This is a genomic window from Tessaracoccus luoxuelianae, assembly GCF_054483915.1.
In genome coordinates this window covers 609,271-622,317 of the sequence record NZ_CM137013.1, presented here as the reverse complement: position 1 = coordinate 622,317, position 13,047 = coordinate 609,271, and the positions used below count along the sequence as shown (strand labels likewise).

General features: G+C 66.5%; 13 protein-coding genes. 4 read left to right on the top strand and 9 right to left on the bottom strand.

Annotated features, from left to right (window positions below; genetic code table 11):
• Nucleotides 1-4 precede the first annotated feature (4 nt).
• The 3 genes from ACX1D1_RS02550 to ACX1D1_RS02540 form a co-directional block, all read right to left on the bottom strand.
• Nucleotides 5-637, bottom strand: a complete 633-nt coding sequence (locus ACX1D1_RS02550; RefSeq protein WP_459055784.1) for a PIN domain-containing protein — start codon at nt 635-637, stop codon at nt 5-7.
• A gap of 10 nt (nt 638-647) precedes the next feature.
• On the bottom strand, nt 648-1,166 hold the full coding sequence (locus ACX1D1_RS02545) for a helix-turn-helix domain-containing protein (RefSeq protein WP_459055783.1): 519 nt from the start codon (nt 1,164-1,166) through the stop codon (nt 648-650).
• 113 nt (nt 1,167-1,279) lie between these two features.
• The gene (locus tag ACX1D1_RS02540) at nt 1,280-1,747 is read right to left on the bottom strand and encodes a TY-Chap domain-containing protein (RefSeq protein ID WP_459055782.1); all 468 of its coding nucleotides are present in this window, start codon (nt 1,745-1,747) and stop codon (nt 1,280-1,282) included.
• A 182-nt stretch (nt 1,748-1,929) separates the two neighbouring features.
• Here ACX1D1_RS02540 and trhA point away from each other — a divergent pair, with 182 nt between their 5' ends.
• From trhA to ACX1D1_RS02520, 4 genes are all read left to right on the top strand, one after another.
• Nucleotides 1,930-2,568, top strand: coding sequence for a PAQR family membrane homeostasis protein TrhA (gene trhA, locus ACX1D1_RS02535; RefSeq protein ID WP_459055781.1), 639 nt, complete (start codon nt 1,930-1,932; stop codon nt 2,566-2,568).
• 261 nt (nt 2,569-2,829) lie between these two features.
• Nucleotides 2,830-3,120: a hypothetical protein gene (locus tag ACX1D1_RS02530; RefSeq protein WP_182783432.1), complete on the top strand. Its 291-nt coding sequence runs from the start codon at nt 2,830-2,832 to the stop codon at nt 3,118-3,120.
• 4 nt (nt 3,121-3,124) lie between these two features.
• Complete coding sequence (locus ACX1D1_RS02525) at nt 3,125-3,418, top strand: hypothetical protein (RefSeq protein WP_182783434.1); 294 nt, start codon at nt 3,125-3,127, stop codon at nt 3,416-3,418.
• A gap of 227 nt (nt 3,419-3,645) precedes the next feature.
• Nucleotides 3,646-4,788 carry a tetratricopeptide repeat protein gene (locus ACX1D1_RS02520; RefSeq protein ID WP_459055780.1) on the top strand — a complete coding sequence of 381 codons (1,143 nt, stop codon included), beginning with the start codon at nt 3,646-3,648 and terminating at the stop codon, nt 4,786-4,788.
• A gap of 82 nt (nt 4,789-4,870) precedes the next feature.
• On the opposite strand, the gene ACX1D1_RS02515 is transcribed toward ACX1D1_RS02520, so the two are convergent.
• From ACX1D1_RS02515 to ACX1D1_RS02490, 6 genes are all read right to left on the bottom strand, one after another.
• On the bottom strand, nt 4,871-6,631 hold the full coding sequence (locus ACX1D1_RS02515) for an ATP-binding protein (protein WP_459055779.1): 1,761 nt from the start codon (nt 6,629-6,631) through the stop codon (nt 4,871-4,873).
• A gap of 259 nt (nt 6,632-6,890) precedes the next feature.
• On the bottom strand, nt 6,891-7,973 hold the full coding sequence (locus tag ACX1D1_RS02510) for an ImmA/IrrE family metallo-endopeptidase (RefSeq protein ID WP_459055778.1): 1,083 nt from the start codon (nt 7,971-7,973) through the stop codon (nt 6,891-6,893).
• Between the two features lie 12 nt (nt 7,974-7,985).
• Nucleotides 7,986-8,288: a type II toxin-antitoxin system RelE/ParE family toxin gene (locus ACX1D1_RS02505; RefSeq protein WP_220491005.1), complete on the bottom strand. Its 303-nt coding sequence runs from the start codon at nt 8,286-8,288 to the stop codon at nt 7,986-7,988.
• Nucleotides 8,289-8,325: 37 nt separating this feature from the next.
• A complete protein-coding gene (locus ACX1D1_RS02500) occupies nt 8,326-9,462 on the bottom strand; it encodes a restriction endonuclease subunit S (protein ID WP_182783443.1) in 1,137 nt (378 codons plus the stop codon).
• Complete coding sequence (locus ACX1D1_RS02495; RefSeq protein ID WP_459055777.1) at nt 9,459-11,039, bottom strand: class I SAM-dependent DNA methyltransferase; 1,581 nt, start codon at nt 11,037-11,039, stop codon at nt 9,459-9,461. Before ACX1D1_RS02495 ends, ACX1D1_RS02500 begins: the two co-directional genes overlap by 4 nt.
• A 2-nt stretch (nt 11,040-11,041) precedes the next feature.
• Nucleotides 11,042-12,904, bottom strand: a complete 1,863-nt coding sequence (locus tag ACX1D1_RS02490; protein ID WP_459055776.1) for a hypothetical protein — start codon at nt 12,902-12,904, stop codon at nt 11,042-11,044.
• Nucleotides 12,905-13,047: the final 143 nt, after the last annotated feature.

The following is a 13,047-nucleotide window of genomic DNA, read 5'->3' as shown; positions in this document are numbered from 1 at the left end:
AGCCCTAGTCTGCCCGCATGTCCGTCCGCATCCGACGCGGCGTGCCAGAAGGCCCGTTATCGGTGGCCACGGCTTCAAGCATGAGATCCACGGCGTCGCCCATTCCGTACCGGACTCTCAACGTGTCCAGGAGTTCGAGCGTGCCTCGCGGCGGGTTCTGGTAGCGCACTGCGAGCGTCTCTACGGCTCGGACAGCCATGGGAGGTGCGACGGAGACGGTGTCGAGCGCGAATCGTGCCGCTGACACAGCGTCCAAGCCTGTCGGCAGCTTGTCTGAAGGCAGGTCGCGCAAGTTGTCGCTGACGATCACACCGGCGCCCCCAACGACCGCTGCGGCGACCAAGTGTTCATCGTTGGGGTCAGGTAGTTCGTAGGAGCCCACCAGCGGCTCCCATCCCTGGACGCACGCGTCATCGAAAGCCCAACTCATCTGTTCGATCAACCGCCGGGAAGCCTCCTCTGCTTCGTGTTGTTTCGCTCCGCGCTTCACGCGCTTCGCGGTCTCTGCCCAGGTCAGCTCGTCCAGCACCGCCTGGGACCAGATTGGACGGTAAAGGCCTTCGATGGCGAGGCTGAGTAAGAAGTCGCGCTGAAAACTGGGCCAGAGGACCGAGGTGTCGAGGAGTGCGGTGAACATTCCTCCCAGATCAACGCTTTCTCTGTCCGGCGAGTGACTGCCGTGCGGCTCGCAGCTGGGCGATGACGTCCGCCGGGTCGTCCTCGTCATCGATATCGACCGCCGTGGCCTCGAGCATCGCGTACTGACGCTGGCGGCGGCGGTCGCGATATTCGAGGACGTCACTCAGAAGGAGTCGCCGGCGCGACCCATTCCGTTCGGCGCGGAGTTCGCCGGAGTCGATCATCCGGACCACAGTCGGCCGCGACACACCCAGCAGGTCCGCCGCCTGCTGCGTGGTCAGTTGAGGCTCCGTGGGTGTCACGGTCACCGCCTTACCGGCGGCGAGTGCGTCCACCACTTGCACAAGAATCCCGTAGAGGGACTCGGGCAACTCGATCTGCTCCCCCTCGCCGCCTCCGATCAGCAGGAACCGGGCGGGCGGTACCGCCCCTCTACGTTCAGCATGGGCCTCGATGAAACTGTGAACCTGTGCCAGTTCTTCGCTCTGTTCAGGGACGTAGGTCTGGGGTGCCATAGCCGTGCTCATCACGCAACCTCCTCGTTACGATCAAAGTGTACGCGCTTTCGAAACGTTCGTTTACCATCCACGCACCACGCCGATTTACTGACGTGGAATGCAGTTGCCTGACCGGGGCAAGGTCATTCGCTGCGAGGCTGGCCGCCCACCGAGAATCCTCCACCCTTGAGAAAGGCTGGGTGGATCACGGAGAACACGTCGCGCAGCACGGAGGCAGCCACGGCCGCGGCGTGCGTCGCCTCGCTGACGGGGAGCACCAGCCGATATGCCGAGGTGTGCCTGCTGAAGCGCCGCAGCCCACACTTCCGCAGTGCGGACATGTCGGCCCGGGTCAAGTGATAGGCGCAGGCCAGGACGTCGTTGCCCTCCACGATGACGCCGACCTCGCCCTCCCAGGCGAGGGTCACGACGGAGGGGGTGGCTTCCATCGCGTATCCGCCGTCCTCGTCGTCATCGTCTACATAGCCATCCTCGATACTCGCCAGCAGGTGCTGCCCTGGCCGCAACTCCCGCACCGCGGCTGCGTACTCCTGCTCGAACCTGCCCCACGACGCTTCCACCGTGGCGTCCAGATCGATCACGTCGCCCATGAGGACCTCCTACCGTTCGCGTGCCGACCCGAGTGTCGACTCCTGACGCCGACGCTAGGGCGCAGGTACGACAGTTCCACCCCGGTAAACTGCGTCGTGATTGGACCCCCCTCACGCACGGCCCTACGTTCGGAAGGCGGCTTGTGAACAGCCCTATCAGAAGCAGGGACGGCAGCGTCCACGTGACCGACGAGCGGTTCAACACCCTCTCGCACCTGGTGGCCTTCTGCTTCTCCGTCCTGGGGACGGTCCTGCTGGTCTCCCAGGCCATAGACCAGGGAGATCCGTGGAAGATCGTCGGCTTCAGCATCTACGGGCTGGCACTCATGACACTCTTCGCAGCGAGCACGCTCCACCACGGACTCGATCGAGGCCCACGAATCAACGAGGCACTACGGACGCTCGACTACGCATCCGTCTTCACCCTGATCGCCGGCACGGTCACTCCCCTCGTGCTGGTGCTCTTCCGCAGCGTGTACGGATGGGCGGTGTTCGGCGCGGTGTGGGCCGTCGCGATCCTGGGGATCGTGCTGCGCTCAGTGTGGCGACGAGTCCCGAAGTACGTCACCAACACCCTCTACATCACGCTGGGCTGGATGACCATCGCCCTGTTGGGCGCGGACGTCTCGCTCCCGCCGACCGCACTGGTCCTGCTGGCGGCGGGCGGCCTGGTGTACAGCGCGGGCTTCGTGATCTACGTGATCGAGCGACCGAACCCGTGGCCCGGCATATTCGGCTTTCACGAGATCTGGCACGTGCTCGTGGCGGTGGCGGCGTTCCTCCACTACCTCTTGATGTACTTCTACGTGTTGCCCGCGTGATCTGGGACTGTGGCTACCGGTTCAACCGCGGCCGAGCGCGGAGGAACCATGACCATTGGTTCGTCACGACGTCGGTGATTCCAGCGTGACGCGAGCCGGCGCGCTGCCGGACCAAGCCGATACGGCAGGCTTCGAGTTGTCCACAGAACATTACTCCCGACTTGAACAGGCCACCAGAAAGGCGTACCGTGGGCAATGCCCCAGTGGGGCAATGCAACCGCGGGTCAAGTGTTACATTTCTCGCGGAGGGGAAGGACTCACATGAACACGGACGTTTTCAAGAGCGTCGGCGAAGCACTTGCTGACGAGCGCGGACGCCTGCCCATGGCCAAGACCGGCGTTCGCAAGGACGATCGGTACGCAGTAGCGGTCAACGACGACGGGCAGATCCTGCTCACCCCCTTGGTCTCGATCCCCCGCCGCGAGTTGATCGTGTGGGAGAACCAGATGCTGCGCGAGTCCCTGGCGCGGGGCTTGGCGGAGGCGGCGGCAGGCGTGACCCAGAGCCTCGGCAGCTTCGCCCAGTACGCCGACGAGGACGTCGAGGACTAGCCCGGTGGAGCTACGTTTCACCGGGGAGGCCACCAAGGTCTTGAAGGATCTTGCGGACTCACCGAACTACTCGGTGAAGCTGAAGAAGGTGCGCAAGACCTTGGGGCTCCTGGAGCAGAATCCTCGGCACCCGGGGCTCAACTCCCACAAGTATCAGTCAGTCAAGTCGGTGGATGGCTCGGACTTGTGGGAGTCCTACGTCGAGAATCACACGCCCGGCGCATGGCGCATCTTCTGGATCTACGGGCCCGGTGACGGGCACATCACCATCGTGACCATCGGCCCGCACCCCGACTGATCTAGGCTGCGGTCATGGGGGAAGCTTCTTCACTTCGAGATGGACTGATTACTCGTGCCCTCACGGCCTACAGCGATGCCTGCACCATTCCGACCCTGACTCCGTCGTGCCCCTACTTCAGGGAGGGTCCCCAAGGGCCAACGTGCGCGGAGGAGTGCCGTGACACGCTGCTCGAGCTCGGTGTCTCCAGACCCACCACTTCGGTGAATGTGCTCGGAGGACTGGTCATGACCGGCGTCTCGCGGCCCATTGAGATCGCTTCGGGCGCTTCCCTCTTCGACGCTACGGAGGCCATGCTCCGCGATCTGGACTCACCGGTTGCGGGCGCAAGCACGACCGCACTGCTGCTCCGGCTGCGTACGCACGCCGCGACACCGCCAATCGCTCGCACCACATCGGATGAGGACTTCCTCGGCATTTGGGGCGAGTTGTCTCGGCGCGGGCTGGATGTCGTCCCCATCCTGCGTGTCGGGGTCTCACCTACCGTCGCGGACGTCATCACGCAGATGATCACCGACCTCCCCGCGTCAGACGCCTGGCGACGACTCTGGGAGAGATGCCTTGATCGCAACTCGAGTTCCCACACGTACGGCGCTTGGTTCGCGACGCATGTGACCGAGTGGCTCGCTCGTCTGGTCGAGACGGACCTGCATGGGTTCCTAGGGTGGCAGGCGCCGGCGGAGGCGCTGTTCAGTAATCTGCCACCCACGCTTCCCGAGCCCGAGGCACTCTGGCTGTGGGAACGGTTCACAGTGACTCACTTGTCGAATTGGACCACGAGTAGCCTCGTCATGGAATGGGGATACTCGCGCGGCAGGATCGGTACTCAGTGCGGGGAGCGCGTCCTCGCTGCGAGGACTATCAGTCCTACCGACGTTGCCGCCGTGGCCCTTGACCGCTTGGCCGAGTCCACACCTCAGACCTTCCCGCAGACACGCGACCTGAGCACTGATCAGTTCGTCAGCGAGGCTGTGCGCCACCTCCAGGAGGGCCGGCCTGAGGAAGCCGCTGAGATCTTCACTGCGCTGGCTTTCATGAACCCAGCGGACGGAGAGGCTCTCAACAACCTTGGGTTTTGCCTGATCCCCCAAGGCGCAGCACAAGCGGTGGGACCACTGGACCGGGCGTCGCGCCTCCCGCTGAGGCAGCCAGAGCTCAACACCGCCAACCGTGCGTTCGTGCGCCATCTCCTCGGGCGCGACGCCGAAGCTCTGGCACTGCTGAAGGGCGTTCGGGCCCCCGACGCCGACGTGTTCGCCTGGTGCGAGCCAGAGTGTGGTTCCTTCTCGCTCCGGTCTATGCGGCTTCCTGTCTATGTCGACGACCTGCATCAGCACATCAGCAGCCGCCTCGCGGCCACTGCTGACTGACCTCACTGTCATTCACTGCACATCACTGTTGTTCAGTGAGCACTCAGTGATGTGCATTGAGGGCGAATGTCGTTGTCGCTGACTAGTGGACGCCACCCGAGCGCTCGTAGCGGGTATCACGCACTCCCTGGGAGCCGATCATCACGACGTCCCCAGTCTCTATGAGCCTCTTCAGTGCGTACCGAACCTGCCCTTCAGTGAGGCCGGTAGCCTCGACGAGCTCGTGGAGCGTCGCCGCACGCTCCATCGCGGCAAGAATCGAGTCTGAATGCTTGACGCGTGGTCGAGGGGCACCCGTATCGTCGAGGCGTGGCGGCCTTGAAGGAGCCGTTTCCAACACCTCCACTTCCTCCTGCGCAGAGGAGGCCAGCGAGGGTGAGATTCGATAAGACGTCTGCCGACGTTCGCCGTCGGCCACCGCAAGCCCGGCCTCGACGAGCCGTTGCAACAGCTTCCGGGCCGCCGTCGAGTCGATCGGTGCGAACTCCTGCCGGACGCGGACGTTGCTCCAGACTCCCCCGTGCTTCATCGACGCAAGGACGGCCCGTTCCTCACTTGAGAGGTCCACATCGTCGGTGACGTCCTGAAGCCACACCAGGTCCGCGTCCTCCACCAGGGTGTGTCTGGAGATGATGACGGTGAACTGGAGCCCGTTGTCGATGAACCGTGGCGGACGGAGTCCTGCGGCAGTGAGGGCTTGAATTGCCTCGCGAATGCCGCCCCCCTCCCCTTCGATGACTCGACTCGCGTCCGCCATGCGTACGAACTTGCAGATCTCGTAGAGAACCGGGTTGACGGCGCTCTTCGCGCCTGGGCGCCCGAGTTGGCTCTCCGAGACGCCCCAGAGACCTCCGGGGCTCGTGATGACCAGTTGATCGTTGAGGAGCCGGATCTCCACCCGCTTCGAGTCGGTGATGGGATCCAGGTTCCTATGGACGAGGGCGTTGGCGACTATCTCGCGCACGGCTCTCATCGGGAGTTCTGAGCGGTCGACGCCATGGCCCCTGTCGTCGTAGCCCATGGTGGTGCGCGTGTTGCGGAGCACCCAAGCCATGGCCTCGTCCAGCAGGTCAGGTATGGGCCCGATGAGGTGAACCAGGTCTCGAGTGCGGGGACCATCCGAATCACGCGGCGGCACGGCGGCGGCGGTAATTCCAAGGCTCGGCGAACCCGACTGTGGGAACTGGCCCATGGCATAGAGACCGGCCAGGGTGACCTCGCCCGAACGCGTCGTCACGCCCGTGTGAAGGAGGATCTGTTCGTCAGTGGCTGCTGCATAGCGACGCGACGCGGCGCGCCCGGCGGCCAGATACGAGGCGACCAGTCCGCCGTCAAGGTCGTCGGCCGATGAGCTGGGAACAGGCTGGCGGTCAGGATGGGTGGGCTGCTTGGCCTGGGTTTTGGCCAGCTCGAGTTGGGCGAGTTCCTGCTCGCTCATCACGTAATCACCATCAGTCTGGCGGAGATACGCCTTGCCGCCGTGGCGCGCAGGCCGCTGGTCGAGTGGCAGGCCTATCACCTCGACGACGAGCACGGGCTTGCCCGACACCCGAAAAGTCTGGAACTCGCACCGCAGGGGCGGGACGACGCTGGTTCTTGCCTGATCGGAGACCGCCTGTTCGAGGGCGGCGACGCTCGTCAGATCCACTGGCACGAAACCTGCCGCCTCATCGAGCCCGAGGATGATTGTTCCTCCTTCGGGCATGTTGGCGAAGGCACACAGGGTTGACCCCAGCGTTGGAGCACCGCCGACAGCTGACTTCACTTCGATCTCCGCGCTGTCGGCTCGCCGCTCCCGAAGCCCGACGATCGCATCCTGAAGACTCGCGCTGTCCCACTTCACAGTTGAAACATACGACACAAGACTTGGGTTTTCAAGTTTTACAGTCTTTCAGAGTCATCGTGTGTCTTCTCCTGTGAACCCAGCTTTCACAACGTGCAACGCTAACAACGGTGAGAGCTTATACTTTCACTCTCGTCGACTCACACTGTCAGTGTCCTTCAGTGTGTTTCAGTGTCGATCAGTGTGGTCACACTCTCACTTCACTGACAACGATCCGCATCTGCGTAGCGGCGTTCGGCCGAGTGAGCGCGAGGTTCGGTCAGGCGCGTAGATCGACGCAGAGCTGGTTGCCCCGGTTGTAGTCGAGCAGCCGGGTCCGGTGCATCTGGAACACCGCGAGCCCCGGGGAGATTCCCACCTCCTGCGCCACGCGACGGATGTCGCCGTCGCGCTCGAGTCCATCGAAGGGATCCAGCCCGGACTCGCCGAACAGCGTCTCCATCGCAAAACGGTTGGCCTGCTTCTCCGCGTGCGAGTTCCGTGTCTTCGACGAGGTGAACTCCAGATGGATCTCGCCGCGGGGGTCGTTCAGGATGTGGCCCAGCTCGTGGAAGAGCGTCCAGATGATGAAGCCGTCCTTGCCCCGGCGACCGGTCTGCTGGATCAACGGGTGCCGGCCGTCGGTCCAGCGGGTGGCGCCGTGCAGCGGGAAGCTCGCCGGCGGATCGACCAGTTGGAGCGTCACCCCGACAGCTCGCAGCATGGCGCGCACGTCGTCGATCATGCGGTCGTCGGGGGTGGCGACGCGGCGGCGCAGCTCGGGGAGCAGCGCTCGCAGGCCCTCCTCGTCGTAGGCAAGGGTGCGGGCGGCCTCGTACTCGGACGTGAGTTCGCCGGCGCGGAGCCAGGCCATCAGCAGCCCCTGATCGACGGCGTCCGCGGACTCCTTCAGCGCCGCGAGCTGGAACTCGCCCCGGAACTGATCCGCCACCAGCTCCCGATAGGCGGCCACTGTGCCGCAGCGATGGAAGCGCAGGAAGTCGGCCACGAGCTGCGTCTTGCTCCTGGCCGTCGCCGTCGTGGCCCCGAGCGCGCGCAGGTACGTTGCCACGCGCGCATCGACCACGTCGACGTCCGCCTGAAGCTGCTCGGCGTCGTGCAGCCGTGCGAGGTCGGCCCGGTAGGCGGCCTCGAAGCGCAGCCACGAGTCGGCAGGGATGTCGGTGACCCGTTCCAGCTGGATGGCCGCCTCAGCGGAGATCGGGGCGCGACCCCCCACGATCTCGTTCACCCGCTTCCGGCTCCACCCCAGCCTGTCGGCCAGCTGCTGCTGGGTGAAGTGCTCGTCGCCCAGCCACTCGGCGAGGTACTCCCCCGGCGCGACCGCATAGTTCCTGTCCATGTCCCCTCCCCTCTAGTGATAGTCCCGGATCTCGATCACCATGACCGAAACCTCTCCGCCCTCGACGCCGTCATCCTCGACGATGAGCCGCCAGTTGCGACTGAGGTCCCCGGCCCATTGACCAGAGCGATTGGCCGTCAACGGGTGCCACCGGCCAAGAGGATCCAACGTCTGCAGATCCTCCAACGACGTTGCCGCATTCAAAGCGTTGATTCGCAGCCTCAGTTTCAGAGCCACCGACCCGCGTTTCCGCTTCATCTCACGGTCGTCGGTGCACTCCCTCTGAAGCTGCTTGGACGAGTAGCTGATCCTCAATGGATGTAACCTTCTTCGTTACACGCTAGCACGGCTGTCAAATGTTCTTGACGGCGAGCCGCCCGGACATGAGCTCGGGGAGGAGGGCGTCGCGGGTCGCGGCGAGGCGTGCCGACTCTGTGCGCCTGCTGGCCGTGGCTGCGGCCAACACCGCTAACTTCTCGCGTAGATCGACGGGGAGTTGCCTGACATCGGGGATCTCGAGGGCCATCGCGTCAGCAGGACTCACTCTCTGGTGTGATCCTGACGTGCCGCGGGCTAGGGATTGGAGGCCATCCAACGATGTGGGCAGCCTCAACGCCGCTGCCAGCACTGCGGTTGATGCCGAGCGTGGTTCGAGCACGATGAACTCCGTCGACGCCAAGGCAGGATGCGCCTCCGGGATTGACGCCACGTCCCACACCCGCGGGATGCGCGGGTTCAGCTTCGAGAGGAGCACGGCAGGCTGATCCAGGCGCTGCTTGGCGCTCTTGATCTCGGCCCCATCCTCCATTTTGGGGACCTCCCCCTCGTCGAAGGCCGGCAGGCTGAAGTGCCACACGCCACCTGGAACCGGCGTGACTGTGTTCCTCGGGACGTCGACGAGCTGTCCCAGAGGGACCAAAGGAACCGAGTCGGACGCCCTAACGAGCAGCGACTGCGACAACGCGGACGCAATCGAGTTGGCGCGCTCGTTGGCGGCGATCTTGTCGTCCAGCGCTCCCAGGACGTCGGCGATGGCGGTTTGGGTGGCGAGGTCTGGCAGGTCGACCTCAAAATCCCGCACATCGGAAAGCCGAAGGTGAGGAACTGTCGATCCATGGGCCAAGCCTTGAAGCCGCTGCTGCGTGCCGGAGTCGATGAGGTAGTAGTAGAGACACTTAGCCACGGCGACGGCGGGGTCCACTCGTAGCAGGACCGTCCGCTGGCCAGCGGCTACCCTCGGTGCCCGAGGCACCAGAACGACCGGTCCGACGGGCGCCTCACGGGCCAGCAGTAGGTCGCCTTCGCGCGGCACGAGCCGGGCCGTCCACAGCTCATAGGTCGACCGCGAAATTGGCCGCGCCTCACCAAAGCTGATCCGATTGCTCCTCATGGCGGGTGTACCAACCGCGAAGAACTCACCCCCTTCATCAAGGGGAGCTGTCCGGTTCTTGCAGTCGACGAACTCCTCGCAGAGATCTTCCAACCTCACTTCACTCGCCCCAACTGCTCGCGGACGACGGCGTCGAGGCGGGCCGACTCGTCCATCGCCTCGAACAGTTCCTTGGTGAGCCGCTCGATCTTCTCGTCCAGGGGTTCGCCGTCGTCCTCGACCGCCGCCGTGCCGACGTAGCGGCCCGGGGTCAGGGCGTAGCCCGCGGCCTTGATCTCCGCCGTCGGGACCGAGCGGCAGAACCCGGGGACGTCGTCGTACTCCCCCTCGATGCCCCGCCACGCGGCAAAGGTGCCCGCGATCCTGGCGATGTCGTCGTCGCTCAGCGCGCGCTCGGCGCGGTCGACCATGTGGCCAAGGTTGCGGGCGTCGATGAACAGCGTCTGACCGCGGCGGTCCGTCGTCGCGTCCTCGGAGGCGCCCTTGTTCTTGGCCAGGAACCATACGCACACGGGGATGCCGGTGGAGCGGAACAGCTGGGTGGGGAGCGCCACCATGCAGCTCACCACATCCGCCTCCACCATCTCGGCGCGGATCTGACCCTCCCCGCCACTGTTGGACGACATCGAGCCGTTGGCCATCACCACGCCCGCCTGACCCTCGGGCGTGAGTTTGCTGAGGATGTGCTGGAGCCAGGCGTAGTTGGCGTTCCCGGCCGGTGGGACGCCGTAGGCCCAGCGGGCGTCGTCCTCGCGGCGCGCCCAGTCCTTGATGTTGAACGGCGGATTGGCCATGACCACGTCGGCCTTGAGGTCCGGGTGGAGGTCGCGGGCGAAGGTGTCGCCCCAGGTGGGGCCCAGGTTGCCCAGGATGCCGTGGATGGCCAGGTTCATCTTCGCCATCCGCCAGGTGCGCTCGTTGAGCTCCTGCCCGTAGACGGAGATGCTGCCGGGCGAGCGGTGGTGCGACTCGAGGAACTTCTCCGCCTGCACGAACATGCCCCCCGACCCGCAGCAGGGGTCGTAGACGCGGCCCGACGTTGGGCGCAGCACCTCGACGAGCACCCGCACCACGCCGGCGGGGGTGTAGAACTCGCCGCCGCGCTTGCCCTCGGCGCGGGCGAACTTCTCCAGGAAGTACTCGTACACCTCGCCCAGGAGGTCGCGGGCCTTGGTGGCGCCGGCGCCGGTGAAGCGGGCTCCGTTGAGCAGGTCGATCAGCTCCGACAGGCGGCGCATGTCCACACTCGACCGGTTGAACACCATGGGCAGCGTGCCCGCCAGCGACTTGTTCTCCTCCATGAGCCGGCGCATGGCGTCGTCGACGAGCTCGCCGGTGGACTTGTCCGGCGTGCCCTTGGCGTGCGCGGCGAGGTAGGACCACCGGGCCTCCTGCGGCACCCAGAACACCTGGGAGCCGGTGTACTCGTCGCGATCCTCCAGCGTCTCGGCGACGGTGGCCTCGTCGTAGCCCTCGATGATGAGTTCCTCGCGGATCTGCTCGCGGCGCTCCTCGAACGCGTCGGAGACGTACTTGAGGAACACCAGCCCCAGCACGATGTCCTTGTACTGGCTGGCGTCCAGCGAGCCGCGCAGCTTGTCAGCCGACTTCCACAGCAGGTCTTTGAGCTCCTTCGCGGTGCTGGGCGCGGCGGGGGCGGCGGGTGTTCTGGCCATAGTCAGCGGGTCTCCAGGGTGAGGGTGGTGGTCTCGCAGGCGTCGAGGAGGGCGTCCTCGAACGAGTTGAGGGCGTCGAGCTGGGCGGTGAGCTCTGCCCGACGCTGCCCAATCCTGTCAGCCGCCGCAGACAGTGCGACGCGCTGGGCTGGGTCGAGCGGGGTGAGCCGCCACTGGGGCGGCCTGGTGCCGCGCGACGCGGCGGCGACGGCGCGGGCCAGCTGCTGGGCGGTCACGGGCGCGTCAGTGGTGAGGCGCAACGCCCGGGCGGGGGCGGCGACGAGCGAGCCACCGTCGAGGTCAAGGACGGCGGTCGGGCCCGGGCCGAGGATCACGTCGCCCGGCTGCGTCAGCCACGTGCGCGGGCGGCCGAGGGCGGCCAACCGGTCCACGCGGACGGTCCGGGCGAGGCGGCCGCCGTCGGCGGTCCAGACGGTGAGGTCGCCTTCGCCTAGCTGATCGGGCGAGATCCGGGAGCCGGCGAGAAGCCTGAGCCAGCCGTCGTCGAGGCCTGTCTGGGCGGTGATCTCGGACCGGGTCCTCCGGGCGCCGGAGCCGAGTGGGAGCGGGAGCGTGCCCAACCCCACCGCCTCGGCCTTGGCCTCCAACTCCGCGGGCGTCGGGGCCTGCGCGCGCCGTCCTGTTGGCGCCTGGGAGATGGCGACAAGGGAGCCGCGGCGAGCGAGGAGGTGCCGGGTGAGGGCTGGGCGCAGCACCCGCCACGCGCGGTGCTGCTGGGCGGGAAGGTCCTGCGCGGCGACCGTCAGGTCCACCACAAGGTCGGCGGTCACCTGCGGCAGGTCCACGCCGGTGAGGTCCGCGACGAAGGTGCGGTGCTGCTCGAACGGCAGCTCGTCGCGCTCCGCCACCAGCCAGAGCGCCAGCGCCTCGCGCGGGTGGGCCGGGCGGCATCCCGCCGGCAGCTTGACGACGGCGCGGAGCACGCCGTCGCGGAGGAGTGCGTCGCGGGCGACAAGATCCCCTGCGGGATCGGCGAGCAGCCTGGCGGGGCCGAGCACCAGCCGGACCTGGCGGTCGTCGCCGAGCGCGGCGCGCGCGAACAGCTCCGAAGGGTCTGCATCGAGGGCTGCGTCGACGGCGACGGCCCAGCCGCGCTCGTCGGGCACCGCCAGCGCGTCCCACTCCCCCACCTGCAGGACCCGCCGGGAGTGGCGGCCCACCGGCGACTCATCCACCCGGATCCCCACCGGCGCGGGCCACTCCGGGGGGAGGTGCTGCAGCCAGGAGAAGCCGGTGCCGGCCGAATCGAGCAGCGAGGGTTGCGGGGAGAGGTCCGCGAGCGCGACGGCGGCCCGGGCCACCAGTTCTGCTGCCGCGTCAGACAGCCCTCCGGCGGCGAAGGGCGGGAGGTGGCGGACGAGGCAGTCGTCGGCGAGCCACCGCATGGCGTCGGCCGCCCCGAAGCGTTCGTCGAGGAAGGCGTCTACCGCTGCAGCCGTCTCAGTCAGGCCGTCGCCGAGGGCCAGGACCTCACTGCCGAAGCAGTGGAGCCTGTCCCACGCGTCGAGTCCGCCGAGAGCGGCGCCTCTGTGAGCGTCGAGGTCGTCGACGAGCTCCTCCCCGTAGGCCGCCCGGAACGCGAGCACGGCGGACAGCTCCATCGCCCGGGCCACGTCCGTGCGCGCCTCGACGAGCATGCCGAGCAGCGGCAGCGCACGCTCAGGCTGCGGGTTGTTCCCGCGCCCGTGCTCCGCCAGCCAGCCGACGACCCGCTCCGCGTCGAACAGCCCTGCGCTGTCAGGCTCAGGGAAGGCGTCGGCCCCTGCGTAGCGCTTGCGCCACATGGAGACGACGGGGCGGCGGACGCGCGCGATCATCGACACGTCGGTAGCTGTGATGAGCATGGCGCCCTCCCCTCGGCGATCACAGTAGCCGAGCATCGCCACTTGGGTCTTTGTGCTGCGATAATCCCCCTTATCGCACGCTGTCGCGACATGAGAAGCCAGCCTTGGGATCGTGGATCCATCGTCGACCCCAAGGAGACACC